The sequence below is a fragment of the Kocuria sp. U4B genome (assembly GCF_054875615.1).
On sequence record NZ_CM142180.1, the window covers coordinates 2379417 to 2404901 of the forward strand.

Annotated in this window: 23 protein-coding genes and 1 tRNA gene; 11 read left to right on the top strand and 13 right to left on the bottom strand. The window is 74.3% G+C overall.

Annotated elements, in window-relative coordinates:
- Positions 1-81: 81 nt before the first annotated feature.
- Entirely contained in the window at positions 82-972 is an 891-nt protein-coding gene (locus tag ACYSMR_RS11290; protein ID WP_461745300.1) for a ribonuclease Z, read from the bottom strand.
- Between the two features lie 188 nt (positions 973-1160).
- Here ACYSMR_RS11290 and ACYSMR_RS11295 point away from each other — a divergent pair, with 188 nt between their 5' ends.
- On the top strand, positions 1161-2204 hold the full coding sequence (locus ACYSMR_RS11295; protein WP_461745302.1) for an SDR family oxidoreductase: 1044 nt from the start codon (positions 1161-1163) through the stop codon (positions 2202-2204).
- Positions 2205-2282: 78 nt separating this feature from the next.
- Here ACYSMR_RS11295 and ACYSMR_RS11300 read toward each other — a convergent pair whose 3' ends face one another.
- From ACYSMR_RS11300 to ACYSMR_RS11310, 3 genes are all read right to left on the bottom strand, one after another.
- Complete coding sequence (locus tag ACYSMR_RS11300) at positions 2283-3236, bottom strand: helix-turn-helix transcriptional regulator (protein ID WP_309125392.1); 954 nt, start codon at positions 3234-3236, stop codon at positions 2283-2285.
- A gap of 49 nt (positions 3237-3285) precedes the next feature.
- Entirely contained in the window at positions 3286-4242 is a 957-nt protein-coding gene (locus ACYSMR_RS11305) for a helix-turn-helix transcriptional regulator (RefSeq protein WP_251334420.1), read from the bottom strand.
- A 264-nt stretch (positions 4243-4506) separates the two neighbouring features.
- Positions 4507-4593, bottom strand: a tRNA-Leu gene (locus ACYSMR_RS11310).
- Positions 4594-4741: 148 nt separating this feature from the next.
- Between ACYSMR_RS11310 and ACYSMR_RS11315 the strand changes: the two genes are divergently transcribed.
- Positions 4742-5599, top strand: coding sequence for a formate/nitrite transporter family protein (locus ACYSMR_RS11315; protein ID WP_309125391.1), 858 nt, complete (start codon positions 4742-4744; stop codon positions 5597-5599).
- Between the two features lie 4 nt (positions 5600-5603).
- Here ACYSMR_RS11315 and ACYSMR_RS11320 read toward each other — a convergent pair whose 3' ends face one another.
- Positions 5604-6386 (bottom strand): metal-dependent hydrolase, encoded by a 783-nt coding sequence (locus ACYSMR_RS11320; RefSeq protein WP_309125390.1) that lies wholly within the window; start codon positions 6384-6386, stop codon positions 5604-5606.
- 153 nt (positions 6387-6539) lie between these two features.
- Between ACYSMR_RS11320 and ACYSMR_RS11325 the strand changes: the two genes are divergently transcribed.
- Positions 6540-7304: an alpha/beta fold hydrolase gene (locus tag ACYSMR_RS11325; protein WP_461745306.1), complete on the top strand. Its 765-nt coding sequence runs from the start codon at positions 6540-6542 to the stop codon at positions 7302-7304.
- A 36-nt stretch (positions 7305-7340) separates the two neighbouring features.
- On the opposite strand, the gene ACYSMR_RS11330 is transcribed toward ACYSMR_RS11325, so the two are convergent.
- Positions 7341-7628, bottom strand: coding sequence for a hypothetical protein (locus ACYSMR_RS11330; RefSeq protein WP_309125388.1), 288 nt, complete (start codon positions 7626-7628; stop codon positions 7341-7343).
- 45 nt (positions 7629-7673) lie between these two features.
- Here ACYSMR_RS11330 and ACYSMR_RS11335 point away from each other — a divergent pair, with 45 nt between their 5' ends.
- Positions 7674-7925, top strand: a complete 252-nt coding sequence (locus ACYSMR_RS11335; protein WP_309125387.1) for a hypothetical protein — start codon at positions 7674-7676, stop codon at positions 7923-7925.
- A gap of 13 nt (positions 7926-7938) precedes the next feature.
- Here the strand turns inward: ACYSMR_RS11335 and ACYSMR_RS11340 are convergent, their stop codons facing one another.
- A complete protein-coding gene (locus tag ACYSMR_RS11340; protein WP_461745308.1) occupies positions 7939-8574 on the bottom strand; it encodes a YdcF family protein in 636 nt (211 codons plus the stop codon).
- 158 nt (positions 8575-8732) lie between these two features.
- Here ACYSMR_RS11340 and ACYSMR_RS11345 point away from each other — a divergent pair, with 158 nt between their 5' ends.
- Entirely contained in the window at positions 8733-9209 is a 477-nt protein-coding gene (locus ACYSMR_RS11345) for an acyl-CoA thioesterase (RefSeq protein WP_251334413.1), read from the top strand.
- Between the two features lie 170 nt (positions 9210-9379).
- Here the strand turns inward: ACYSMR_RS11345 and ACYSMR_RS11350 are convergent, their stop codons facing one another.
- From ACYSMR_RS11350 to ACYSMR_RS11370, 5 genes are all read right to left on the bottom strand, one after another.
- On the bottom strand, positions 9380-11245 hold the full coding sequence (locus tag ACYSMR_RS11350) for a bifunctional sugar phosphate isomerase/epimerase/4-hydroxyphenylpyruvate dioxygenase family protein (RefSeq protein ID WP_461745311.1): 1866 nt from the start codon (positions 11243-11245) through the stop codon (positions 9380-9382).
- Entirely contained in the window at positions 11245-12672 is a 1428-nt protein-coding gene (locus ACYSMR_RS11355) for an MFS transporter (RefSeq protein ID WP_461745313.1), read from the bottom strand. The genes ACYSMR_RS11350 and ACYSMR_RS11355 overlap by 1 nt, the downstream gene beginning before the upstream one ends.
- Before the next feature lie 421 nt (positions 12673-13093).
- On the bottom strand, positions 13094-14050 hold the full coding sequence (locus ACYSMR_RS11360) for an aldo/keto reductase (RefSeq protein WP_461745315.1): 957 nt from the start codon (positions 14048-14050) through the stop codon (positions 13094-13096).
- A complete protein-coding gene (locus ACYSMR_RS11365) occupies positions 14047-14730 on the bottom strand; it encodes a tetratricopeptide repeat protein (RefSeq protein ID WP_251334409.1) in 684 nt (227 codons plus the stop codon). Before ACYSMR_RS11365 ends, ACYSMR_RS11360 begins: the two co-directional genes overlap by 4 nt.
- A gap of 47 nt (positions 14731-14777) precedes the next feature.
- Positions 14778-15041 (bottom strand): PLDc N-terminal domain-containing protein, encoded by a 264-nt coding sequence (locus ACYSMR_RS11370; protein WP_309126555.1) that lies wholly within the window; start codon positions 15039-15041, stop codon positions 14778-14780.
- A 147-nt stretch (positions 15042-15188) separates the two neighbouring features.
- Between ACYSMR_RS11370 and ACYSMR_RS11375 the strand changes: the two genes are divergently transcribed.
- On the top strand, positions 15189-16085 hold the full coding sequence (locus ACYSMR_RS11375) for a YsnF/AvaK domain-containing protein (protein WP_461745318.1): 897 nt from the start codon (positions 15189-15191) through the stop codon (positions 16083-16085).
- Between the two features lie 81 nt (positions 16086-16166).
- On the opposite strand, the gene ACYSMR_RS11380 is transcribed toward ACYSMR_RS11375, so the two are convergent.
- Complete coding sequence (locus tag ACYSMR_RS11380; RefSeq protein ID WP_461745320.1) at positions 16167-17549, bottom strand: TIGR01777 family oxidoreductase; 1383 nt, start codon at positions 17547-17549, stop codon at positions 16167-16169.
- Between the two features lie 174 nt (positions 17550-17723).
- Between ACYSMR_RS11380 and ACYSMR_RS11385 the strand changes: the two genes are divergently transcribed.
- The 5 genes from ACYSMR_RS11385 to ACYSMR_RS11405 all read left to right on the top strand — a co-directional run bounded on the left by ACYSMR_RS11385 (position 17724) and on the right by ACYSMR_RS11405 (position 25484).
- Positions 17724-18008, top strand: coding sequence for a hypothetical protein (locus ACYSMR_RS11385; protein WP_461745322.1), 285 nt, complete (start codon positions 17724-17726; stop codon positions 18006-18008).
- A gap of 73 nt (positions 18009-18081) precedes the next feature.
- Positions 18082-18300, top strand: a complete 219-nt coding sequence (locus ACYSMR_RS11390; protein WP_461745324.1) for a hypothetical protein — start codon at positions 18082-18084, stop codon at positions 18298-18300.
- Positions 18301-18391: 91 nt separating this feature from the next.
- Entirely contained in the window at positions 18392-18964 is a 573-nt protein-coding gene (locus ACYSMR_RS11395) for a histidine phosphatase family protein (RefSeq protein WP_461745326.1), read from the top strand.
- 135 nt (positions 18965-19099) lie between these two features.
- The gene (locus tag ACYSMR_RS11400) at positions 19100-24025 is read left to right on the top strand and encodes an NAD-glutamate dehydrogenase (protein WP_461745328.1); all 4926 of its coding nucleotides are present in this window, start codon (positions 19100-19102) and stop codon (positions 24023-24025) included.
- 10 nt (positions 24026-24035) lie between these two features.
- Complete coding sequence (locus ACYSMR_RS11405) at positions 24036-25484, top strand: phytoene desaturase family protein (protein WP_461745330.1); 1449 nt, start codon at positions 24036-24038, stop codon at positions 25482-25484.
- The last annotated feature ends 1 nt before the right edge of the window (position 25485 follow it).

Below are 25485 nucleotides of genomic sequence, written 5' to 3' on the forward strand. Positions count from 1 at the left end.
CGCGCGGCGCCGGCGGCGTCCACGGTGGCCGGTTCCATGGCTCCCGCTGTGCTGGGCCGCTCCGTCCGCCGGTCCCCGGACTCAGGACGGGAGCTGCCGGCGCCGGGGGAGCGGGATCCGGTCGAGGTCCTGGGCCGCCACGACGGTGGCCCCGCCGGCGCGGGCCCGGGCCTGTCCGGCGAGCGGGGCGACGTCGGCGTAGCGCGACGAGAAGTGGGTGAGGACCAGCGTGCCGACGCCCCCGGCGGCCAGCGCGCCGGCCTGCCCGGCGGTGAGATGGCGGTACTGCGCCGCGAGCCCGGCCTCGTCGTCGGCGAAGGTGCACTCGGCCACCAGCAGGTCGGCGCCCTCGGCCAGCTCCTCGGCGCCGGGGCACGGCGCCGTGTCCATGACGAGGGCGAAGCGCCGGCCGCGCCGCGGCACGCTCACGTCCGCCAGGCGCACCCCGCGCAGGCTTACCTCGCGCTGCAGGCGGCCGACGTCCGGGCCCGCGATCCCGGCCGCCGCGAGCTTCTCCGGCAGCAGCGTGCGGCCGTCGGGCTCGACGAGACGGTAGCCGTAGGTCTCGACGCGGTGGTGCAGGGCCCGGACCTCCAGGCCCGGTGCGACCGGCCCGGGACCGGCGTGCGGGTGCAGCCGCAGGTCCAGGCCCGGGGTGGCCACGGACACCAGTGCCTGGACCACGTCCTCGCCGGAGGTGGGGTAGTGCAGGTGCACGGGGTGGGCCACGCCGTCCAGGACCATGCGCGAGAGCACGCCGGGCAGCCCGAAGCAGTGGTCGCCGTGGACGTGGGTGAGGCAGATGCGCGTGATCCGCCCGGCCGGGACGCCCGCGTGGATCATCTGCCGCTGCGTGCCCTCGCCGGGGTCGAAGAGCAGGCCCTCGCCGTCCCAGCGCAGCAGGTATCCGTTGTGGTTGCGGGTCCGGGTCGGGACCTGGGAGGCGGTGCCGAGGACGACGAGCTCACGCATGGCACCGAGTGTGTCACCCGGGCCCGGCCCGCGGCGATCGAGCCGGGAGCTCCGCCGTCCCCGGGAAACCCGTCAGCAACCTTGCTGTCGGGTCGGCCACTGCCTACGGTGGAGGAAGCCCTCCTCCCCGGGCCGCCCCTGGGGCGCCCCCGGGGGAGGGCGGACCGCCACGGACAGGAGCGCAGACCATGAAGCAGGCCATGAAGCAGGCCATGAAGCAGACCATGAAGCTGAGGCCCATCTCGGAGCAGGTCGTCGTCGTGCTGGGCGCCTCCAGCGGCATCGGGCGGGAGAGCGCGCTGCTGCTGGCCGGGCGGGGCGCGAAGCTGGTCGTCGCCGCCCGCAGCGAGCCGGCGCTGCAGTCGCTGGTGGCCGAGATCACCGCCCTCGGGGCAGAGGGCGCCTACGTCGTGTGCGACGTCGTCGACCACGCGCAGGTCGAGGCGGTGGCCGAGACCGCCGTGCGCACGTTCGGGCGCATCGACACCTGGGTCAACGTCGCAGCCGTGCTCGTCCACGCGTCCTTCGAGGAGACCCTGCCCGAGGAGTTCCGGCGGCTGATGGAGATCAACTACCTGGGCCAGGTCCACGGGGCGCTCGCCGCCCTGCCGCGCCTGCGCGAGGCCGGGGGCGGGGCGCTGATCGCCGTCTCCTCCGTGGAGAGCATGGTCTCCCTGCCCCGGCACAGCGCCTACAGCGCCTCCAAGCACGCGGTGGAGGGCGTCATCGACGGGTTGCGGCGGGACCTCCTGGCCGACGGGGTCCCGATCTCGGTCACCAGCATCAAGCCGGGCACCATCAACACGCCGTTCTTCACCAACGCGGCCCACACGATGGACGTCGAGCCCACCGGGGCCCCGCCGATCTACCAGCCGGCCGTGGTGGCCGACTGCGTGCTCCACGCCGCCGAGCACCCGGTGCGCGACCTCTACGCCGGCGGGGCCGCCCGGCTGATGACGGCCGGCCAGATGCTGGCCCCCCGGCTGATGGACGCCCTCCTGGCCCGGATCGTCCCCCTGGAGCGCAGCACCGAGCCGGCGCCGGGCGGGGCGCCGGGAACCCTGTACTCCCCCCGGGAGCAGGAGGACCGCGCCGAGGGGGACTTCGGCTCCCGCGCCCGGCGGTTCAGCGCCTACACGTGGGTGCAGACCCACCCGCGGGTCAAGCCCCTGCTGGCCGGGGGCGCGCTGGCCGCCGTGGCGGCCGCGCTCGGGCGCCGGGACGGCAGCTGACGACCTGCGGACCCGCCGGGCGACGGGGCCCGGCGGCTCCGCAGGTCCATGAACGCGGCGACGAGGCGCGGAGGGGACCTAGTGGCGCAGCGTGCGTCCCGGGTTCTCCCCGTAGGCCTGACGGTGGCGGCGGGCGAAGTCGCCGGGGTGGGCGAACCCCCAGCGCGCGGCGATCTCGGCCACGGTGTGTCCCTCGGCGGGATCCCCGTGCACCAGGTCCTCGTGCGCGGCTGCCAGTCGCAGCCCGCGCAGGTGCGCGGCCGGGGTCGTGCCGGCGTGGGAGCGGAACGCCCGGGTGAGCTCGAGGGTGCTCAGGCCCACGTGGCGGGCGATGTCCTCGACCGTGATCGGCAGCGACACGGCGGCGTCCACGAACTCCACGGCGCGCCGGTAGGCGGCCTGGCGGGCGGCCGTCGAGGCCCGCCGCGCCTGCACGTCGCCGCAGAGGGCGAAGGTCTCCAGGGTGGCCACCGAGATCTGGCGCAGCAGATCGGCCCGCAGCAGCGGCACGTCGGCGACGGCGGGATCGGCCAGGGCCTGCTGGACGAAGTCGTAGGTGGTCCGCCAGTACTTCTCCCGCGCCGGGGAGACCGGGCGGGGGTGCTCGAAGGCGACCTCGAGCCGCTCGTCACCGAAGACGGTCCGGGCGGTGTCCTGCAGCGCGGGGCGGCTGAGATTGACCGAGTCCACGGCGAGCCGGTCCACCGCACCGAAGTAGTCCTGGGCGGGCTGGACCATGAACAGGCTCAGGCCGCTGCCCTTCCGGCCCGCGATCTCCCAGTCGAGCGACCCGCTGCGGGGAAGGACGACCGAGAAGTTCTCCTCCAGCACCATGTGCCCGGCGATGCTCCCGCGGAAGGTCAGCCGGCCCAGGGTGAGCTCGGAGTCCCCGTGCACCTCCTGGCGGTAGAGGAACGAGGACGGGTCGTCGATCGTCCCCATGCGCGCCCGGGAGTAGACCTGCCGCAGGGCCTCGTTGGCGGCCTCGGGGTCGGTGGTCGACACGTGCAGGTGGAGCGGGGTCGAGGGCACTGGCACTCCCTGGGATCTCCGGAGGTCGGGGCGGGGCCGGCGCATCGGGTCAGCCGCGCAGGGTGGTGGTGGGGGCCTGCCCGTAGCGCTGCCGGTAGGCCGCGGCGAACCGTCCCTGGTGGGTGAAGCCCCACCGGGCGGCGATGGCCGCCACCGTCACCCCCGTGGTGGGGTCGGCGGCGACCAGGTCCCGGTGGGCGGACTCCAGGCGCGCCGTGCGCAGATGGGCCATCGGGGTGGTGCCCAGTTCGCGGCGGAAGGCCGCCTGCAGGCCGCGCGGACTCATCCTCGCGGCCTCGGCGATCTCGGCCACCCCGATGGGCTCGCTCAGGTGGGCGTCGATGAACGACACGGCCCGCCGGATCGCGGTCGGGGCGGGGCCGCGGCCCTCGACGGCCGGCGGCTGGGTCAGGAACGTGCTGGGGAAGGTGTGCAGCAGCGCGGTGGTCAGGGAGTGGACCATCTCGGCCCGGAGCAGCGGGCTGCTCATCACCTGCTCGTTGGGCAGCAGATTGCGGTGCAGGTGGGCCACTGCCCCCAGCCAGTACCGGGCCATGGGCGCGGACACCGGGCGGGTGCCGGTGAACTGCAGGCGGAACGAGTCGGCCCCCAGCAGTCCCCGGGCGTGGTCCTCGACCGCCGCGGCGTCCAGGGAGACGGTGAGCAGGTCCAGGTCCTCCCCGCGGCTGGTGTGCGCGTGCTGGGGGAACAGGAACGGGCCCCGGTGCGGGAAGCGGTCCCGGCCGCCGGTGGCGTTGAGCACGCCCTCGAGCACCTGCCCGACCCGCACCACCCCGGCGTCCTCCCACGACCCGACGACCGAGGAGCCGCCCAGGCGCAGTCGTCCGTACGTCACCGGTCCCGTGCCGGCCCAGGACAGGGCCAGGTAGAACGCCCCGTCCGCGTCCGCGGGCACTGCCCGCAGCGCGAGGGTCTTCTCCAGCACGGCGAGGCCCTCGGTCGAGTCGCGGGTGGTGAACACGGACCGCCGGACCTGATCCCCCATATTGAGCAGGGTACGGCCCCGCCGTGGCCCCGTCGATACCGTCCCCGGCGCGACCGGCCCTGCGCCGGGGTCGGCCCTGCGGATCAGCCCGTGCGCGCCCACGGTGCGGCCCACGACCTGGAGGAGCTCGGAGTGCGCCGCGGCCGAGGGGCAGGCGTGGGTGTTGACCGCGGCCCGGCCAGTCGTTAAATGCGAAGGCCGGCCGTCCGGATCTCTCCGGACGGCCGGCCTTCGACGACACCTCGTGGGTTGCGTGGAACCCCGTGGTGCGCGAGGGGGGAGTTGAACCCCCACGCCCTTTCGGGCACACGGACCTGAACCGTGCGCGTCTGCCTATTCCGCCACTCGCGCTCATCGACTCCCAGCAGTGACCCGCTGTGAGCAACGACGACTATCCTACCCGGAGTTCTCCCCGTTGGCCAATCGCCGCCGCCACCGACCATCAGTAAGCTTGCCGCATCCCCGGCCCGGGGATGCGGCGTCGAGCAGGGGAGCGGACATGGAACCCGACCAGCAGGATCTCGAGGACAAGCGCCGGGAGCTCGGTGAGACCGAGGACCCGGTGGAGGACGAGCTCGCCGAGGCGTTCCACAGCACCGTCACCGAGGGGGCGGAACGTCTCAGCCGGACGTGGCGGGCCCTGGTGATCACGGGCTTGTTCGGCGGCGTCGACGTGGGTCTGGGGATCATGGCCATGCTCGCGGTCAAGGAGGCCACGGGATCCCCCCTGCTGGCCGGGGCGGCCTTCGGGATCGGGCTGTTCGCCCTGCGCCTGGCGCACTCGGAGCTGTTCACCGAGGACTTCCTCGTGCCCATCCAGGCGGTCGTCGCCCGGCACGGCACCTGGCTGCAGCTCCTGCGGCTGTGGGCGGTCACCCTCGTGACCAACCTCGTGGGCGGGTGGCTGTTCACCTGGCTGATCGCCCTGGCGTTCCCGGACCTCGCGGCCACCCTGCTGGAGACCGCCCAGGGCTACCTCGAGGGCGGGCTGACCCTCGAGACCGCCGCCCTGGCGGTGCTGGCGGGCAGCACCATCACCCTGACCACCCGGATGGCCCAGGGCACCCAGAACGACGTGGTGACCGGGTTCATCGCCGTGATGAGCGGCTTCCTGGTGGTGGGCACCGGGATGCTGCACGGCGCGCTCAACTCCATCGTCCTCTTCGCGGCCATGCACACGGGCGCGCCGATCTCCTACGGGGAGTGGGCCCTCTGGGCGCTGTGGGTCATCCCGCTGAACATGGTCGGCGGGCTCGTGGTCATCACCCTGCCCCGCCTGCTCCGCACGCTCGAGCTGGTCCAGGAGGAGCGCGCCGAGCAGGACCGCAAGCGCGCCGAGCAGGGCCGGCCGATCTGAGGCCTCAGGCGACCGTCAGCCCCGTCGACAGCGTGAACGCGGTCCACAGCCCGCACAGGACGAAGAGGGTGACGGGCGCGAGCAGCGCGAGCTCCATGGCCGACCCGGCGTTGCCCAGCACCGGCACCGCCAGGAACGACCGGTTCCTGTAGAGCGCCCGGGGCAGGGGCAGCGGCATCCGCAGGGGGTAGAACAGGTGGATGCCGCGCGTCGTCAGCAGGTCCCCGACCAGGTGGGCCACCACGCCGGTGCCCACCGCCAGCGGGAACCACCACTCGTGCGCCGGCGGGTACACGCCCACGGCGACGCCCAGCCCGATGCCCACCGCCCAGTTGAGCTTCGCGACCCGGTCCGGCACGAACGCCAGCACCTTCACGGCGAAGGCGATGAGCAGCACCGACATGATCGCCGCGAGCGGCCACACCTCCCCGAAGCCCTGGACCGGCACCCCGGCCCTCTGCGCGAGCGCCGCGAGGCCGGTGAAGGCGGCCACGCCGAGCAGGGAGTGGGTGCCGCGCCGGTGACCGCCGGAGATCCGGCAGACCAGCCGGGCCAGGCCCGTGGACAGCGGCGGCAGGGACCGGGCCACGGTCCCGCCCGGGTGGTCGAGGTCGGGCAGCAGCGCCGCGCCGGCGGTCACGAGCGCGCCGGTGAGGACCCCGGCGTCGCCGACGTCGACGAGCCCCCACCCGATCGGCAGCACCACGTCCTGCAGGTGCAACTGGTAGTCGGCCGTCAGCGCCACCCACGCGGCCGCCCCGCAGGCCGCGTGGCTCGGTCCCATCATGGAAGTGATGTCCTCCTCGGATCTCCGGATGCGGTGGGGTCCGGGCGGTCCTCACCAGCGGAAACACTAGGGGGCGGCCGGGACGGCACCAAAACGGGGGATCGGCGCGCCGTAGGCTGGGCACCACGCATCTTCCCGAGGAAGGACGCCGCCGTGCTCCGCTACTCCCGCTCCGGCTCCGGGGCCCCGACGCTCCTGCTGATCCCCGGCCTGCTGTGCACCCAGCGGCTGTGGGACCGGGCGCGCCCGCTGCTCGAGCGCTTCCACGACGTCATCACCGTGGACCTGCCGGGCGTGGCCGGCGGCGACCTGCCGGACGGGGCCGTCGACCTGACGGACTACGCCGACCTCGTCTGCGAGGTGCTCGACGCGGAGGGCGTCGAGCGGTGCGCGTGGGTGGGGCACTCCCTGGGCGGCTACGTGCTGGCCGCCGCCCTCGAGGACCACGCCGGGCGGATCAGCCACGCCGTGCTCGCCTACAGCACCCCGGCGGCCGACGACGACAAGGCCCGGGCCGGCCGCGAGAAGGGCATCGCCATGGTCGGGCAGGACGGCGTGGCCGAGTACGCCCGCCGGCAGATGCCGAAGACGTTCCGCGGGGACGCCCGGGCGCAGGACGTCGGGGCGGCGCTCCGGCAGGCCGGCGACTGGCCGGCCGCCGCCGTGGTCCGCACGCTCGCGGCCATGCGGGACCGCCCCGACCGCACCCGGCTGCTCCTGGAGCACACCGAGCTGCCGGTGCTGCTCGTCCAGGGGGACGACGACCCCGCCGTCGACGCCCTCGACCCACAGGAGCGGCACGTCACCCGGATCGTCACCGACACCGCCCACATGGGGGTGCTCACCGACCCGCACACCTTCGCCGGGATCGTCCACGGCTGGATCGCCGACGAGATCGAGCGCGACGCCCGGGACTGAGCGCCGTCGTCCCGCCCGGCGCCGCCCGGGGTGGGGTCAGGGCGCGGGGACCCGCCGCCAGCCCGCGGAGTCCACCTCGACGACGACGGGGGCCCTCCCGCCCACGCCCCGCTCCCGCAGCGCCGCCGCGACGTCCTCGGCGGGGGCGGCCACCACGAACGTCTCGCCGCGGAACAGGTCGGCCGTGTCCTCGACGAGCCGGACCACCTCCCGCGCCCCGCGGGCCGTGAGACGCTCCGCCACGGGCAGCCGGGCGAGCCACGCGGGGGAGGCGGCGGCGTCGTCGAGCAGGACGGCCGTGGCCGGGCACTGGAGATCGCTCACCGCCCCAGTCTTCCCCCGGCGGGCCGCCGGGGGAAGACTGGGAGCATGACCGACCCCGTGGACCCGCTCACCGCCGCCGCCGCCCGGGCGCGCCGGGCGGCCGACGCCCACCGCGGCGTGGAGACCGAGGCGTGGATCACCGAGCTCGCGCAGGCGCCGCGGGCCCATCGCCCCGGCTCGCCCCGGCCCTCCGCCGCGGACGTCCTCTCCGGGCGCGACGACGCGCACGCGACCTCCACCGAGAGCGACCGGCGTGCCGTCGACTGGGTCCGGGACCTCGCCGACCGCGGCGGCTGAGGCCGGCCGGTGCTCAGTCCAGGGACTTGGGCTCCCCGGGCAGCTGCTGGTCGCAGCCGGGCGTGAGACAGGCCTTCACGAACCCGCCGGACTGGTAGAGGAACTGGTGCAGGACGCCGAGGGGCCCGAGCGGGTAGTCGAAGGAGAGCACGTCCAGGCGCCCGGGATAGCAGCGCTCCAGGAGCAGGCGAGCCCGGGGCACGTGCTGGCGGAACGTCAGCGCGCTGACGTGGTCCCACCCGCGCGCCGCGGCGAGCTCCCGCAGCTCGAGGGCCTCGCCCTGGGTCGTGGACGGGTCCGGCGGGAAGCAGATCACCTCGTAGCCGCGGTCCTCGGCGCAGAACCGCTTCTGCTCCATGAAGCGCCGGTGCTCCGGGGACCGTACCGAGCGGGGATCGGGCGTGGCCACCACCAGGACCGGCGCCGTCCCCGCCTCCATGAGCCGGAACGCCTCCGCCATGCGGATCGGGTCGTGGGGACCCAGCACCACCAGGGCGTCCGACGGCACGGGAGGGTCCACCCGGGGGTGCTGGAGCACGGCCCAGCACGCCAGCAGCCACACGAGGGCGGCACCGACGACGACCGCGGCGACGCGGCGGGCCCGGCGGGCGGTGCGGTGCCGTGGCCGGTGGGTCGTGGCAGTGCTCATGGTGGTCCTTCCGTGGCCGGCCCGGGCGGGCGGCGGCTGCCCCGATCCTCGCACCGCCCGCCCGGTGCGGTCACTCCGTGACGGCGCGCCGACTAGGCTGAGGGGCGGCCGGGGCACCGGGACGCCGGGACAGCGCGGGACGCGCAGGAGGGAATCGCATGACGACGACGGGCACCGAGCAGGGCGTGCTGTGCCGGATCCCGATGCGCTGGGGCGACATGGACCCGTACGGTCACGTCAACAACGTCGAGGTCGTCCGGCTCCTGGAGGAGGCCCGGATCGCCGCGCTCGGCGTCCCCGTGGGCACCGGTGACCAGGTGGAGCCCCCGCTCATCCCGTTCTTCTCGGAGCTGCCGGAGGGCACCCAGGCGCTGATCAGCGAGCACCGGATCAAGTACCTGCGGGCCCTCGAGTACCGCAACGCGCCGGTCGAGGTCCGGGTGTGGGTCGTCTCGGCCCGCGGCGGGGCCCTCGTGCTGGGCTTCGAGATCATCGACGTCGTCACGCGCCGCACCTGCGTGCGCGCCGAGACGCAGCTCGCGTTCTTCGTCCCCGCCACCGGCACGGTCCTGCGGATCACGCCCGGGCAGCAGGAGATCCTGGCGCCCTACGCCGGAGCGCCCGTCTTCCGCTGACCCCGCCGGCTCGATGCGCCGGGCGTTGCGCCCCTCCCGACCCGGTCCTGTGCGATGCGCCGAGTCCCCGAGGCACCGGCATTTCCCCATGATCGTTCGTGGGGGAATGCGAGCACCTTGGGGACTCGGTGACCGGGATGGGGACTCGGCGACCGGGGGGCGGGACCGGCTCAGGACTGCGACCGCGGGCGCTGCGCGGCCTGCGAGCGCCGGTACTGCGCGGCCAGGCGGACCGGGGCGTTGGGCGCCCCGTAGCCGGCGTAGCCGCCACGGCGCTCGACCACCTCGAAGAACACCGTGCCGAGGGTGCCCGTGTAGAAGTGCAGGAACTCGCCGTCGGCGTCCCGGTCGTAGAGCAGGTTCAGCTCCTGCAGGGACGCCAGGAACGCGTCGTCCAGGTCGAAGCGGGCGTCGAGGTCCTCGTAGTAGTTCTGCGGCACCGGCAGGAAGTCCAGCCCCCGGCGGCGGGCCCGCCGGGCCACCGCGAAGACGTCCGTGCAGGCCACGGCCACGTGCTCCGGATAGGCAGCGCCCACGAAGGAGCCCTGCTCCGCGGCGGCCGGGGCGACGTTGAGCGGCATCCGCACGGCGCCGCTGGCCGAGCGCATCACCTGGCTGCGCACCAGCCCCGACGGGCCGGGGACGTCCTGGGCGGGCTGCGCCTCCAGGGCGAGCACCGAGGTGTAGAACAGCACGGCCTCGTCGTAGTGCTGCCACGGCTGGGCCATGTTGATGTGGTCCACCCCGGTGACGACGCCCCCGGCGTCGGGCTCCTCGTCCGCGCCGAACTCGCCCAGCCACGCCGGGACGCCGTTGCCCCCGCCCGCGCAGAAGAAGACCTCCGTGCCGTCCGGGGCGAAGACCCCCCGCAGCACCTGCTCGTCGGCGCGCTGGGAGCGCGGCACGGGCAGGGCCTTCAGGCGCGTGGCCCGCTCGAGGGCGGCGTCCGGGTCCGCGACGTCGAAGCCGAGCGCCGCGATCCCGGTGGGCGACCCCTCGGGCACGTCGTCGTTGACGACGATCCGCACCGGGCCCTGGACCCACAGCTGCACGTTCTCCTTGGACTGGTGGTGCCCGCCCAGGGCGAAGCCCAGCTGGTGCAGCAGGCGGGTGGTCTCCCCGAGGCGGCCCGTGCGGATCTCCACGAAGTCGTAGCCGCTGGGCTCCTCGACCGCGGGCAGCGCCTGGAGGGCGAGGGGGTCCCGGACGGGTTCCCCCTCGAGGGCGCGCCGCGTCTGGTCCTCGAGCCAGCGCAGCGAGCGCAGCCCGTCCACGGCGGTGCGGTTGACGTCCGCCTGGCGGAAGGCGTCGTTGAAGATCTCCAGGGACACGGGCCCGTCGTAGCCGGCGCGCACGAGGTGGGTCATGAAGCCGACCATGTCGAAGTCGCCCTCGCCCGGGAACACGCGGTGGTGGCGGGACCACGACAGCACGTCCATGCTCAGCAGCGGCGCGTCGGCGAGCTGGACGAAGAAGATCCTCTCCGCCGCGATGCCCTCGATCGGCGCGGGGTCCCAGCCGCGGGAGAGGATGTGGAAGCTGTCCAGGCAGGTGCCCACGCTGGGGTGGTCGGCGAGGTCCACGATCCGCTGGGCGTGCTCGAAGTCGTTGACGAACCTCCCCCACGCGAGCGCCTCGTAGGCGAGCCGCACGTCGTAGCGGGCGGCGAGCTTCCCGAGCTCGCGCAGCTGGGACGCCATGAGCGCGTTGTCGTCGAACTCGGCGGTGGCCACGTTGGAGCACACGAGCATCGTGTCCGTGCCCAGCCGGTTCATCAGCCGGAACTTGGCCTCGGCGCGCCGCAGGTTCGCGGCGAACTGCTCGGGACCCACGGCGTCGGCGTCGCGGAACGGCTGGTAGAGGTCCAGGGTCAGGCCCAGCCGCTCCGCCAGGGAGCGGATCTGCTCGGGCGAGGAGGGGGAGACGACGAGGTCCTGCTCGAAGACCTCGATCCCGTCGAAGCCGGCCGCCGCGGCGGCGTGCATCTTCTCCTCGAGGGTGCCCGAGAGGCAGACGGTCGCGATCGAGGTGCGCATCAGCGGACGGCTCCCGCCGGCGCCGCGGCCTCGGCCTGCGCCTCGCCCCGGACGACGGGCGCGGGCAGCTCGCCGGCCTCGGCGCGGGGGGTGTGCAGGGCGTCGATCTGCTCCAGGGTCTTGTCCTTGGTCTCCTTGGCCGTCAGGGCGGCGACCACGGCGATCAGGCAGGCGCCGGTGACGAAGCCCGCGACGCCCAGCCAGTTGTCCCCCTCGGCTCCGGCGAGGGAGCTGGCCAGGACGGGGGCGAAGCCGCCGGAGACCGCGAAGCCGATCTGGGTGCCCAGGGCCAGGCCGGTCACGCGCACCCGGGTGGGGAACATCTCGGCGTAGAAGGAGGGCCAGATGCCGTTGGCCATCGAGTAGAAGAACCCGGACATGACGGCCCCGAGGAGGAAGATCAACGTCCAGTTCCCGGCGTGGACGGCGGCCAGGTAGGGGTACATCATGGCTGCCGCGCCGACCGCCCCGGTGATGAACACCGGCTTGCGCCCGACCCGGTCGGCGACCATGGCCGCCGCGGGGATCGCGAGCAGGGCCACGGCGTTGGCGATGACGGAGACCCAGAGCATGCTCGAGCGCTCCAGGCCCACCACGGAGGTGGCGAAGGACAGCGACCACACCAGGAAGACCACGTTGACGGTGTTGATCATCGCCGCGCACGCGATCCGGGCCACGGCGCTCTTGTGGTGCTTCAGCATCAGCGACAGCGGGGTGGCCGGCTTCTCGCTGGGGAGCTCGGCCCTGGTCAGCTCGAAGGCGGGCGGCTCCTCCAGGTGGCGGCGGATCAGGTAGGCCACGACCACCACGACGGCGGAGAGCCAGAACGGCACGCGCCAGCCCCAGCTGAACAGCTGCTCCTCGGTGAGGACCAGGGTGAAGGGGATGAACACGGCCGTGGCCAGCAGGGTGCCGAACTGGGTGCCCTGCAGGGTCCAGCTGGTGGTGAAGGCCCGCTGGGGCTCGTTGGCGTGCTCCAGGGAGACGGAGATCGCGCTGGCTTGCTCCCCGGAGGCCGACAGCCCTTGGATGATTCGACAGGTCACGAGCAGGGCCGGGGCCAGCAGCCCGGCCTGGTCGTAGGTGGGCAGGCAGCCCACCGCGAAGGTCGCCCCGCCCATCAGGAACAGGGTGAGCATGAGCACGAACTTCCGCCCCAGCCGGTCCCCCAGCGGGCCCATGACCAGCGCGCCCAGGGGCCGGACGACGTAGGCCACGCCCACCGTGCCCATGGACAGCAGGATCGCCACCCCGGGGGAGGTCTCGGCGGGGAAGAACAGGTGGTTGAGCACCAGCGCGGCGGCGGTGCCGTAGACGGCGAAGTCGTAGTACTCCAGGGCCGAGCCGATCCAGCTGGCCAGGGCCGCCTTCCTCGGCGTCTTGACATGGGCGGCCGGGGCCGCACCGGTCGTCGCGGCTGCGCTCATGAGGTGTCCTTCTCTCGGTCCACAACATGCGGGAGCCCGCGGGCATCGGTTTCCATATTGTGGCAACAGTTTTTGTTATGTGATCATGGTCTCTGTGGTGCACCGCACATGTCAACCGCGCCGCGAACCGTGGGCCGCCCCGTGAACGCGCGGTGCGACGTCCCGGCGGTCCGGGGGGGAAGGCTTCCGGGCTCTCCGGTCAGCCGGTCGGCGGCACGTGTCCGCTGCTCGGTGCGCCGGGGCGGGGCGGCCTCGCCGAGCGGCGCGGGAACGAGCGCCACGGCATGGACGGGCGAGGGCGCCGGCGCGCGGGGGCGTCCGCGCCGCCGGGCCGGTGCGGACTCAAGAAGCTTGCGGGCACGAGCGCGCCGCGCCCGGAGGGGGCGGGAGCTCCCGGGCGTGGTCGGGCGGACGGTCCCGGTCAGGGCATGGGTTCGCCGCGGGCCGCGGTGAGCAGGGCGTACCACTCCTCGTGGCCCAGCCGGGCGGAGAGGGCCTCGGCCTGGGCGCACCCGGCGATCCGCTCGGGCTCCGTCGTCCCGACGACCGGGCGGATCCCGCCCGGGTGCCTCATCAGCCACGCGAGGACCACGGCCTCCCCGGAGACCCCGTGCGCGCGGGCGATCCCGTGGACGGTCTGCGCGGTGGCGGCGGCGTGCCGGTCCTCGGGCGGGATCGGGGCGCCGGTGTACAGGCCCCGGGCCAGGGCGCCCCACGCCTGCACCTCCACGCCGTTGGCCGCGCAGTACTCCAGGGTCCCCTCCGAGAAGGGCTGGGTGGCGGCCTCCGTCTGGTTGACGAGGATCTGGTGCTCCACGAAGCCCCGGTGCCGGAGGCTGAGCTCCAGCTGCAGGGCCGTGACGGGCGTGGCCAGCAGCTGCTGGTAGTGGGACACCTGGCGCACGGACATGTTGGACAGGCCCACCGAGTGGATCAGCCCCTCCTTGCGCAGCTCGTCCAGCGCGGCCGCGACCTCGCGCGGGTCGGCCAGGGGGTCCGGGCGGTGGAGCATCAGCCGCTCCACGGAGTCGAGCCCGAGCCGCCGCAGCGAGCCCTCGAGGCTGCGGCGGATGGTGTCCCGGTCCAGCCGGTAGTGCGCGGGGGCGCCCGGGGCGGTGGTGTTGCCCGGCAGGCGCACCCCGCACTTCGTCTGGACGGTGATCCCGCGGCCCAGCTCCGGATCCTCCGCGAGGAGCTGCCCGAAGACCTCCTCCGACTTGCCGTGGGCGTAGATGTCCGCGTGGTCGAACTCCGTGATGCCGGCCGCTCTCGCCGCGCGCACCGCCGCCCGGGCCCGGTCCACCGTCGCGGCGTCCAGCGGGCCGTCGTCCCAGGACCCGCCGAGCGTCATGCAGCCGTAGATCAGTCGGGAGCTCAAGGGCGCTCCTCGCCCTCCGGCACCCCGGCGTCCCGCGTGGGGTCCTCCTGCTCCCGGCGCTGCTGCTCGGCGGCCCAGCGCAGGCGGGCGGCGGCCGTGTAAGCCGAACCGGACTCCTTCATCCGGCCGGCCCGCTCGTACAGGCGCCCGAGGGCGGTGAAGCACTCGGCCTGGTCGCCGGCCGTGCCCTCGGTCTCCTGGTAGAAGTCCAGCGCCCGGTTGTAGGCGGCCAGCGCCTGGGAGGAGCGGTCGCCGAGCTCGTAGACCCGGGCGAGGTTGACGTGGCACTGCGCCTGGTCCTGCGGCTCGTGCGGGGTGTCGAGGTACTGGCCGAGCGCGTCGAGCAGGTGTCCCTCGGCGTCGCGCGGGCGGTCCAGTTCCAGCAGCAGGCTCCCCAGGATCAGGTGCGTGCGGGCCTTGTGCCGTCCGCTGCCGGAGATCCTCCCGAAGAGCCCGAGGGCGTTCTCGTAGGCGGTGACCGCGCGGCCGGGCCGGTTCATCCCCAGGTAGAGGTGACCCAGGTTGTAGTGGCACGCGGCCTGTTCCTGCAGGGCGTCGCCCTCCTCCTCGAACAGGACGATGGCCTGCTGGTAGGCGGTCTCGGCCTCGTCGAGCCGTCCGCGGTCCTCGGCGTCGAGGGCCCGGGTGAAGAACCCGTGCCCGTCCTGGGAATGGCTCATGCGGATTCCTTTCTGTGCCGGGTCCTCCACCGGGGCGGACGGTGGGGCTACGCCGGGTGCGGGTCCCGGGGGCGGGGGGCGCGGCGGCCGAGGGCGAACCACAGGGCCGCGCCGGCCACGGGGAACGCGAGGATCACGAGCAGCCAGAGCAGGCGCAGGACCTGGTCCTGGCCGGGCGTGCGCAGCAGCGAGACGGTCGCGGACGCCATCAGCGCGACCACGACCGCGCCGGCTGCTGTCACCGCGTTCTCCCCCGCCTGGGGAACCAGCGGGTTCGTCCCGGCGGCCGCGAGGACGGTCCACGTGCTCATGCATCGATACTGGCACCGCGGGGGCGACCGGACAAGGGCGGACCCGCCGGGGGCGCGCACGGCCGTCCCCCGGAGAGGGGCTGGCCGGGGGCGATCACCCTGCTGATAATGTAGTGACCACCAGCGTCGACCCGAGGAGTGCCAACGATGTCCACCTCCGACGAGCGCACGTTCGCCCCGGATTCCCCCGCGGGGCGTCCGGGCCGGTCCGCTCAGGACGACTCCGGCGTGGAGCTCCACCCGCCCAGCTCCTCCACCGAGCTCTGGGACCACAACGCCTACGGTCGCGAGAACGGCGACATCGGCGGCTCTGCGACCACCGGCGCCACCGACACCCGCGATCCGCGCGGTGGCGCTCCCGCCTACAACATCGACGCCGGGGACGACGACGCCGACCGCCACGGCGACGACGCCGGCCGCAACGCCGGCCCCGGCGTGCGCGCCACCGGCGAGTCGCTCACGGGCGCCGACGCCACGGCCGGCGACCGCCACGAGAGCGTCGGCGAGGAGCGGGGCCGGCACGCGGCCGACGGGCCCGCCGCCGCGGCGACCACGACCGGCACCGGGGAGCGGGCCGTCGAGCAGGAGCCGGTCACCGGCCGGCACTCGGCCGACGGACCGGTCGGCGAGCCGTCCGCCCCGGGCGGGGCGGACGCCGGAGCCGGCCTCGCACGCGACGACGGGGGCGCCTCCGTGGTGCGCCACGAGGAGCGGCTGCGCGTGGGCACCGAGCAGGTGGAGTCCGGGCGGGTCCGGCTGCGCAAGTACGTGGTCGAGGAGCCGGCCCGCGCCGAGCAGACCCTCGTGTCCGAGGACGTCGAGGAGGTCCGCACCCCCATCACCGACGAGGAGCGCCAGGCCTTCCTCGACGGGCAGGAACTGCCCCTCGGCGAGGACGAGGTCATCCTCTACCGGGACGTGCCCGTGGTGCAGACCGTCCGCGTGCCCTACGAGCGCGTCCGCCTCGTCGTGCGCCGCACCGAGCGCACGGAGGTCGTCGAGGACACCGTGCGCCAGGAGCGCGTCGACGTCGAGGAGGTCTGAGCCTCTCCTCCCGCTCTCCGGACCCCTGCCGGCCCCGTGCCGGCGGGGGTCCGTGCCGTCGCGGCCCGGACGGCGCGGAGCTCAGAAGCGGCCCAGCTCCTCCCGCAGCGCCGAGCCGAGGTCCGGGTGACGGAAGCGGTAGCCGCGGTCGATGGCCCGGTCCGCCGAGACCTTCTGGTCCGCCAGGGCCATGAGCTGCGCGCCCTCGGACCCGAGCACGAGCTTCGGGCCGAACCCCGGGGTCGGCAGCAGGGCGGGCCGGCCCAGGACCTTGCCGAGGGCCCGGGCGTAGTCCCCGCCCGTCACAGGCATGGGGGCCACGGCGTTGACCGGCCCGTGCAGGGCGGGGGAGAGGACGGCGTGGGCGAACAGCCCCACGACGTCGTCCAGGGAGATCCAGCTCAGCCACTGCGTCCCGGAGCCCAGCCGGCCGCCCAGCCCCGCGAGGAACAGGGGCAGCTGGGCCTTCAGCGCGCCGCCGGCGGGGGTCTGCACGATCCCGGTGCGCACGACCACCACCCGGGTGCCCGACGCCTGCGCCTCCTGCGCGGCCTCCTCCCAGGCCACGCAGACCCGGGCGAGGAAGTCGTCCCCCGGGGAGGACTTCTCCGTGACGGTCTCCCCGTGGGTGTCGGCACCGTAGTAGCCGATCGCGGAGGCGCTGACCAGGGCGGCCGGGGCGTCCTCGCCCAGTTCGGCGATCGCGCGCACGAGCAGGCGGGTGCCGCGCACCCGCGAGTCGTGGATCTCCTCCTTGGCGCGGTCGGTGAGCCGCCCGCCGATGCTGCGCCCCGCCAGGTTGACGACGACGTCGACGCCCCGCAGCGCCGCCGCGTCCAGCTCCCCGGTCCGGGGGTCCCACGAGATCTCCCCCGGTGTGCGGGCCGGGCGGCGCACGAGGCGCAGCACGGTGTGCCCGCCGGTGCTCAGCAGCGCGGCGAGCTGGCTGCCGATCGTGCCGGAGGCCCCCGTCACCGCCACGGTCAGCGGGCGGGAGGAGTAGCGCGCGTGGAACTCCAGGTCCGTGAGCAGGCGGCGGGAGCGGGCCTCGAACTGCCGCGCCAGGGTGGAGGCCATGAACCGGTCCCCGAACTGCCGGCGGCCGGGCAGGGCCGCGTACTGGACCGTGTCGGTGACGACGGTCCCGCCGTTCCCGTCGTCGTCGAACCGGTGCCGGTGCTCCCACGAGGCGAGAGGCCCCCTGACCATGCGGTCGCGGAACTCCCGGTCCGGCACGTAGCCGTGGTGCTCCGCGGTCCAGGGCACCGAGGCGAGCCCGTACGAGCCGGGCACCGCGATCCGCAGCCGCGAGCGCGTGCCGTCCCGCAGCGGGGGCGAGGACTCCTCCACCACGGAGCCCGCCCACGCGGGGGTGAGCCGCGTGAGGGCGCCGGGCCGGGCGTGCCACCCGAAGACGTCCTCGACCGGGTGGGGCACACGGGTGGTGTTCGTGAAGGTGGTCATGGCAGTCACTCAACTCCCATTGCCCCGCTTCGTCCAGGACCCCGGCCCCGGACCGCGCCGTGTCCCGCCCGGGCCCCTCCCGGGCGCCGCCGGACGGCCGGCCGGCCGCGGGTGGTTCCCCTGGGTGGTCCCGGTCACTAGGGTGGAGTGCACGTTCAAGCGAAGGAGGTTGCTGTGACCACTGCCGACAACGAGGACGCGCCGAGTCTCGACGACGTGATCGTGCCCGAGGAGGACGCCCTGCCCCAGCCCATCGCCCAGGGGCACGCGGGCATGCCCGACCACCTCGACGACGACGCCCTGGCCGCTGCCACCGAGCAGGAGCGCGTGGCCGCCGGACTGGCCGACTACGCCCCCAGCCAGGTGCCCCCGGCCACCGATCCGCTGCCCGAGGGCTCCTCCGAGGCCGCCGACCGCGCGCAGCGCGGGCTGCTCGAGGACGCCTCCGACACCGACTGACCCGCCCCCCGCCCGCCGCGGGAGCTCCCGGGCGGGACCACTGCAGGAACCGAACCGGACGAGGAGGACCACGATGGCCGAGAGAGGCAACACCAAGCACGGGTCGGAGCTCGACGACCAGATGAAGCACGAGGTCGAGGACGCACTCCAGGCCCGGCAGCCCAACCACGTCGAGGAGCACCGGCAGAGCGAGCCGTGGGTCGACGACACCGACAGCCCCGAGGTCCGCTCCGCCGTCGAGGAGCGCGAGCGCGCGCCCCGTCCCGACGACGCCGACGAGGGCAGCCAGTAGGCCGCTGCGCAGGAACGGGGCCCCGGTCCTCCGAGCAGGAGGACCGGGGCCCCGTTTGCCCTCCGGGCGGGTCTCGCCCACAGTGGAGCACGTGACGACCTCCGGACGCATCGTGCTCATCCGCCACGGCCAGACCGACTGGAACCTCGCCGAACGGCTCCAGGGGGCCACGGACGTGCCCCTCAACGAGACCGGCCGGGAGCAGGCCCGCGCCGCCGGCCGGCACCTGCGCGCCGAGGCCCTCACCTGGGACGTCCTGGTGTCCTCGCCCCTGGGGCGGGCGGTGGAGACCGCACGGATCATCGGCGAGGCCGTGGGGCTGGAGCTCACCGCGACCTACCCCGAGCTGATCGAGCGCAGCTTCGGCCCGCACGAGGGGAGGAGCTTCGCGGGGCTGCCCGTCGACGAGCGGGACCGGATCCTGTCCGCGGGCGAGCCCGCCGACGCGGTGGCCCGGCGCGGGCGCGAGGCCCTGCGCCGGATCCGGGACGAGCACCCCGGGCGCAACGTCCTGGTCGTGGCGCACGGCTCGCTCATCCGGCTCACGGTCTCCGAGCTCGACGGGGAGGCCCACCCGCGGGTGGGCAACTGCGAGGTCGTCCCCGTCCGCCTCGAGACCCTGGACGCGGTCGACGTGGACGCCACGGAGTCCACCGCCCCCTGACAGCCACGCGCTGGTTCAATAAGCTGAAGCGACCAGGGACGGCCCCACGAGGGACCGTCCACCCTCTGAGGCGGCGACGACGGCGCACAGAACGCGTCGGTGCGCCGCCTCCGCTGACGAAGGCGTGATGCGGCTGTGGCCCCTGACCTGTACGCGATTCCCGAGGAGGACCGCACCGCGGCCCTGCCGGTGCTCGAGAAGACCCCGCAGTGGGGCGGGGAGCGGTCGTGGATCAACGAGTACTACCGCCACGTGCCCCGGGAGGACCTGCTCCGGCGCACCGAGGAGCAGCTGCGCGAGCGCGCCGAGCACCACCGGGAGGTGGGCCGGGTGCGGGCGCCCGGCGGGATCGCCGTGGGCGTGCGCCAGGAGGGCTCCGCCTCCGTGGTGTTCGTGGTCACGGAGGACGTCCCCTACCTGGTGAGCACCGTGACCGCGGAGATCGCCGCGAAGTGGGGAGGCGCCCGGCTCGTCATCCACCCCGTGCTGGTGGCCGGGCGCGGCCGGGAGGACCACGAGCTGCGCGACCTGCAGCCGGTGCCCGACCTGTCGGCGAGCTCCAGCGGTGACACCACCGCCCTGCCCAGCCTCGCCGGGCTGCGCGCGGAGGCCGGCACGACGCGCACCGTGGAGTCGTGGATCTCCGTGGAGCTGCTGCAGCCGCTCTCCGACGAGCGGGCCCGGCAGCTCGTGGACCGGCTCAACGACCTGCTGGAGGACGTCCACCGGATCAGCCGGGACCAGCCGAAGCTGCGGCACCGGGTGAAGCTGCTGGCCCTCGACCTCGAGGAGCTCGAGGACCTGGAGCTGCCGGAGGGCGGCCACCCGCCCCTGGTGCGGCCCTCCCAGGAGTTCCTGAACTGGCTGCTGCAGGGCAACTTCATCCTCATGGGCTTCAAGGAGTACGACCTCGAGGAGTCCGGGGAGGGCCTGTCCCTGGTCAGCGTCCCCGGCACCGGCCTCGGGCTGCTCCAGGAGCGCGACGACCGCCCGCACCGCCAGGTCCTCACCGGCCTGGGCCGTGAGCACGCCCGCGAGGCCGGGACCCTGTTCGTCACCAAGGCCAACCGCCGGTCCTCGATCCACCGCCGCGAGTACCTCGACTACATCGGCGTCGCGAAGTACGACCAGAGCGGGCGGATCGTGGGCGAGTACCTGGTCCTCGGCCTGTTCACCCGCCGCGCCTACAACACCCCGGTCCGCGAGACGCCGCTGCTCAAGGAGAAGATGGCGCAGGTCGCCGCCCGGTTCGGCTTCCTCGAGGACTCCCACTCCGCCCGCGACCTCATGGGCAACATCGAGGACTACCCGCGCGACGAGCTGTTCCACATGACCGCCGACGAGCTCTACCACATCATGCGCGGGGTCATGGGCCTGGACGAGCGCCGCCAGACCCGGCTGTTCCTGCGCCAGGACCACTTCGGGCGGTTCATGTCCGCCGTCGTCTTCCTGCCCCGCGACCGGTACAACACCTCGGTGCGCGGGCGGATCGAGGCGGAGCTGCGCAAGACGTTCGACGCCGAGGCCATCGACTTCGACGCCCGGCTCACGTCCTCGACCCTCGCCCGCCTGTTCTTCCGCATCCGCCTGCCCTACACCGGGGAGGTCCGCACCTTCGACCACGACGCCCTCGAGGCCCGGCTGCGGGCCGCCGTGCGGTCCTGGCCGGAGGCGCTGGTCCGTGCGATCCACCGCTCCTTCCCCGAGGAGCTCGCCCGCACCCACGCCGAGAACTGGGCGGAGGCGTTCCCCGACGCCTACCGGGCGGACTACGAGATCGAGGAGGCGGTCCAGGACCTGCAGCGCTGCGAGCTGCTGTGGGGCCGGGACCCGGACATGCCCGCGGAGGTGCGCGTCGTCGCGGGGCCCGAGGGCGTGCGGCTGAACATCTACCTCACCCGGTCCCTGTCCCTCACGGAGCTGCTGCCGCTGCTGCAGAACCTGGGGCTGACGGTGCTGGACCAGAAGCCGTACGCGGTGCAGCCGGCCGACGGGCGGAAGTTCCAGCTCTACGACTTCGGCGTGCGGCTGCCCGAGGGCGTCGACGCAATCGGCCCCCAGGACGCCCGGACCGAGGACCTCATCGAGAACGCCCTGTGCGCGGCGCTGTCCCACCGCTCCGAGTCCGACGGGCTCGACCGGCTCGTCCTCGCCGAACGGATGACGTGGCGGACCGTGGCCGTGCTGCGCTCCTACGTCCGCTACCTGCTCCAGCTGGGCCACCCGAACTCGTTCGACTACATCGCCGACACCCTCCTGGCGTTCCCCGCCGTGACCCGCGCCCTGACCGGGTTCTTCGACACCAGCTTCAACCCCGCCCACGACGACGCGGTGCGGGAGGGCCTCCGGGACGCCGCCCACGACCGGCTGACGCGGGCGCTCGACGCCGTCCCCACCCTGGACGCCGACAAGCTGCTGCGCGCCCTGGTCGAGGTGATGGTCGCGACGCTGCGCACGAACGTGTACCAGGAGCGCCCCACCATGGCGTTCAAGCTCAGCCCGCGGCGGATCAGCAGCGCCCCGCTGCCGCACCCCCTGTACGAGATCTGGGTGTGGTCCCCGCGGGTCGAGGGCACGCACCTGCGGTTCGGGCCCGTGGCCCGCGGCGGGCTGCGCTGGTCGGACCGCCGCGAGGACTTCCGCACCGAGGTCCTGGGCCTCGTCAAGGCGCAAATGGTCAAGAACGCGGTGATCGTCCCCAACGGCGCGAAGGGCGGGTTCTACCCGAAGCACCTGCCGGACCCGGCCGTGGACCGCGACGCGTGGATGACCGAGGGCCGGGAGGCCTACAAGCTGTTCATCGCCTCCCTGCTGGACATCACCGACAACCTGGTCCGCGACGAGGCCGGCCACGACGTCGTCGTGCACCCCGAGCGGGTGGTGCGCCGCGACGGCCAGGACTCCTACCTCGTGGTGGCCGCCGACAAGGGCACGGCGTCCTTCTCGGACACCGCCAACGCGATCTCCGCCGAGTACGGGTTCTGGCTCGGGGACGCCTTCGCCTCCGGCGGGTCCGTCGGCTACGACCACAAGGCCATGGGCATCACCGCCCGGGGCGCGTGGGAGTCCGTCAAGCGCCACTTCTTCGAGCTCGGCACGGACACCCAGGCCGAGGACTTCACCGTGGTCGGGGTGGGCGACATGTCCGGCGACGTGTTCGGCAACGGCATGCTGCTGTCCGAGCACATCCGGCTGATCGCGGCGTTCGACCACCGGGACATCTTCCTGGACCCGGACCCCGACCCGGCGGTCTCCTACGCCGAGCGGGAGCGGCTGTTCAACCTGCCCCGCTCCTCCTGGAAGGACTACGACCCGGAGAAGATCTCGGAGGGCGGCGGCGTCCACCCCCGCACCGCGAAGTCCGTGCCGATCTCCCCTCAGGTCCGGGAGGCCCTGGGCCTGCCCGACGGCGTGGCGGAGCTGACCCCGATCGAGCTGATGCAGGCGGTGCTCAGGGCCCCCGCCGACCTGCTCTACAACGGCGGCATCGGCACCTACGTGAAGTCCGCGCAGGAGTCGAACACCGACGTGGGGGACAAGGCCAACGACGCCATCCGCGTCGACGGCGGCGACCTGCGCGTGAAGGTCGTCGGCGAGGGCGGGAACCTCGGCTGCACCCAGCTCGGCCGCGTCGAGGCGGCCCTCAACGGGGTGCTGCTCAACACGGACGCGATCGACAACTCCGGCGGCGTGGAGTCCTCCGACCGCGAGGTCAACATCAAGATCCTCGTGGACCGCATGGTCGTGGCCGGGGAGCTGTCCCGGGAGGAGCGCGCCGGGTTCATCGAGGCCATGACCGACGAGGTGGCCGGTCTCGTGCTCGAGACGAACGTCGCCCAGAACGTGCTGCTCTCCGCCGAGCGCGGGCGCACGGCGCACTACAACGAGTCCTACGTCCGGTTCGTGCACTGGCTCGAGGAGAACGCGGAGCTGGACCGGCGGATCGAGGCGCTGCCCACGGACGAGCAGCTGCGGGACCGGGTGGCCGAGCGCGGGACGGGCCTCACGTCCCCGGAGCTGTCGGTGCTCGCGGCCTACGCGAAGATCCAGCTCTCGCAGGCGCTCATCGACTCCGACCTCGCCGCCGACCCGTGGTTCGGGCGGGTGCTCCAGGAGTACTTCCCGGAGCAGATCACCGAGCGGTTCGGGCCCCTGCTGGACACCCACCCCCTGCGGGCCGAGATCATCTGCACCGTCGTGGCCAACCAGGTGATCAACTACGGCGGCGTCCCGTTCGTCCAGCGGGTCATCGAGGAGACGGGGGCCGGGCCCGCGGAGATCGCCCGGGCCTTCGTCGCCGCGGTGCAGATCTACGACCTCGAGGACTACGTCCACCGCCACCGCGAGCTCCCCGCGGGGGTGCCCACGGAGCTGTGGACCCGGATGTTCCTCGACATGCGCCGGGTCCTGGACCGGGTGGTGCGGTGGCTGATCAACCGCGGGGAGACCCAGCGGCCCATCGAGGAGATCGTGGAGCGCTTCAAGCCCACCGTGGACGTCCGCTACATCGAGGAGCGGCTGCTCGGGATGGACTCCCGCCACCGCGTCGACACCCTCGCGGAGACGGCCGAGCGCCAGGGCGTGCCCACGGACCTGGCCCGCGTGTGGTCGCAGCTGCTCGACGCCTTCGCCCTGCTCGACGTCGCCCGCCTCGCCCACGCCTCCGGGACCGGACTCGGCGAGGACGGCAACATCGACGAGGAGCAGATCAAGACCATCGCGAAGGTCTACTTCCAGCTCTACGACCGCTACCGCATCGAGAGCCTGCTCAACCGGATCACGCAGCTCCCGCAGGAGACCCACTGGCAGGTCCTGGCCCGCATGGCGATGCGCGAGGACGTCTACGCCACCCTCGTGGCGCTCGCCGACCAGGCCCTCGCGTCACCGGGCGGGACGGCCGAGGACAAGGTCGACGCCTGGGAGGCGGCGAACGAGGCGCGGCTGCGCCGGCTGCGGGACGTGCTCGCGGAGATCGAGGCCGCGTCCACCGGCGAGCCCGCCGCCGAGCTCGCGTCCCTGTCCGTGGCGCTGCGCACCATGCGCAGCGCGCTCGCGGAGTAGGGCGCCGGCCGTGCAGGGCACCGCGGCGGTGGTCGGCTCCGGCCCCAACGGGCTGGGCGCCGCCGTGGTGCTGGCGCGCGCGGGCCTGGACGTCACGGTGCACGAGGCGGCGGCCACGGCCGGGGGCGCGGCGCGCTCCGCGGCCGTGCTGGGCCCGGGCACGGTGACGGACCTCGGCTCGGCCGTCCACCCGTTCGGGGCCGCCAGCCCCCTGTTCACGGCCCTGGGCCTGCACCGGCACGGGCTCGAGTGGCTGCACCCGCCGATCGCGGCGGCGCACCCCCTCGACGACGGGCCGCCCGGGCTGCTGCACCGCTCCCTCGAGCGCACCGCGGAGGGCCTCGGCCGGGACGGCGCGGCGTGGACCGCGCTGCACCGCGGCGTGGTGGACCGGTGGGAGGACACCGTGGAGGCGGTGCTGGGCCCGCTCGTGCGCGCGCCCGCGCACCCGCTGGCCCTGGCGTCCTTCGGGCTGCGCGCGCCGTGGCCGGCCGCGGCCACGGCGCGGGCGCTGTTCCGCACGGAGCAGGCCCGCGGGCTCTTCGCGGGCTCGGCGGTGCACGCCGTGCTGCCCGCGCGCCACGTGCTGACCTCCGCCTTCGGGACCCTGTTCGGCGCCGCAGCCCACGCCACGGGCTGGCCGGTGGCCCGCGGCGGGTCGCAGGCGATCGTCGACGCCCTCGTGGCCGACCTCGAGGAGCACGGCGGGCGGGTCCTGCTCGGGTCCCCGGTGACGGACCTCGCGCAGGTGCGCCCGGCCGACGTCGTCCTCCTGGACCTCACGCCCCGCCAGGTGCTGCGGCTCGGGGGCCTGGAGCTGCCGCCCCGGTACCGGCGGGCGCTGGCGCGCTGGCGCTACGGGACCGCCTCCTACAAGGTGGACCTCCTGCTGGACGGGCCCGTGCCGTGGCGCGACCCCCGGACCGCTCGGGCGGGGACGGTGCACGTGGGCGGGACGCTCGCCGAGATCGACGCCGCGGAGACCGAGGCGCGGGCCGGCCGCCTCCCGGAGCGCCCGTTCGTGCTCGTCGCGCAGCAGGGGGCCGCCGACCGCTCGCGGGCCCCGGATGGTCAGGAGGTGCTGTGGGCCTACGCCCACGTGCCCCACGGGTGCGACGACCCGGCGGCGGGGGAGCGGGTGCTCGACCAGCTCGAGCGCTTCGCCCCGGGCGTGCGAGACCGGATCGTGGCGCGGGTGGACACCCCGCCGGGCCGGCTCGAGGCCTGGAACGCGAACCTCGTGGGCGGGGACATCGGCGGCGGGGCCCTGGACGGGCTGCAGCAGGTGTTCCGCCCGGCCGTGCAGCCGGACCCCTACGCCACCGGGGCGCCGGGGGTGTACCTGTGCTCGTCCTCGACGCCCCCGGGGGGCGGGGTGCACGGCATGGCGGGCTGCCACGCGGCGCGCAGCGCCCTGCGGGACCTGGCCCGGCGGCGGCGGAGCCCCGGCGCCGGCTGAC

What these genes read in the sequence shown, in the direction of transcription:
- ACYSMR_RS11290 (WP_461745300.1), bottom strand. Translation starts at nt 972, where the DNA reads ATGCGTGAGCTCGTCGTCCTCGGCACCGCCTCCCAGGTCCCGACCCGG.
- ACYSMR_RS11295 (WP_461745302.1), top strand. Translation starts at nt 1,161, where the DNA reads ATGAAGCAGGCCATGAAGCAGGCCATGAAGCAGACCATGAAGCTGAGG.
- ACYSMR_RS11305 (WP_251334420.1), bottom strand. Translation starts at nt 4,242, where the DNA reads ATGGGGGATCAGGTCCGGCGGTCCGTGTTCACCACCCGCGACTCGACC.
- ACYSMR_RS11315 (WP_309125391.1), top strand. Translation starts at nt 4,742, where the DNA reads ATGGAACCCGACCAGCAGGATCTCGAGGACAAGCGCCGGGAGCTCGGT.
- ACYSMR_RS11320 (WP_309125390.1), bottom strand. Translation starts at nt 6,386, where the DNA reads ATGATGGGACCGAGCCACGCGGCCTGCGGGGCGGCCGCGTGGGTGGCG.
- ACYSMR_RS11335 (WP_309125387.1), top strand. Translation starts at nt 7,674, where the DNA reads ATGACCGACCCCGTGGACCCGCTCACCGCCGCCGCCGCCCGGGCGCGC.
- ACYSMR_RS11340 (WP_461745308.1), bottom strand. Translation starts at nt 8,574, where the DNA reads ATGAGCACTGCCACGACCCACCGGCCACGGCACCGCACCGCCCGCCGG.
- ACYSMR_RS11345 (WP_251334413.1), top strand. Translation starts at nt 8,733, where the DNA reads ATGACGACGACGGGCACCGAGCAGGGCGTGCTGTGCCGGATCCCGATG.
- ACYSMR_RS11350 (WP_461745311.1), bottom strand. Translation starts at nt 11,245, where the DNA reads ATGCGCACCTCGATCGCGACCGTCTGCCTCTCGGGCACCCTCGAGGAG.
- ACYSMR_RS11355 (WP_461745313.1), bottom strand. Translation starts at nt 12,672, where the DNA reads ATGAGCGCAGCCGCGACGACCGGTGCGGCCCCGGCCGCCCATGTCAAG.
- ACYSMR_RS11365 (WP_251334409.1), bottom strand. Translation starts at nt 14,730, where the DNA reads ATGAGCCATTCCCAGGACGGGCACGGGTTCTTCACCCGGGCCCTCGAC.
- ACYSMR_RS11370 (WP_309126555.1), bottom strand. Translation starts at nt 15,041, where the DNA reads ATGAGCACGTGGACCGTCCTCGCGGCCGCCGGGACGAACCCGCTGGTT.
- ACYSMR_RS11375 (WP_461745318.1), top strand. Translation starts at nt 15,189, where the DNA reads ATGTCCACCTCCGACGAGCGCACGTTCGCCCCGGATTCCCCCGCGGGG.
- ACYSMR_RS11380 (WP_461745320.1), bottom strand. Translation starts at nt 17,549, where the DNA reads ATGACCACCTTCACGAACACCACCCGTGTGCCCCACCCGGTCGAGGAC.
- ACYSMR_RS11390 (WP_461745324.1), top strand. Translation starts at nt 18,082, where the DNA reads ATGGCCGAGAGAGGCAACACCAAGCACGGGTCGGAGCTCGACGACCAG.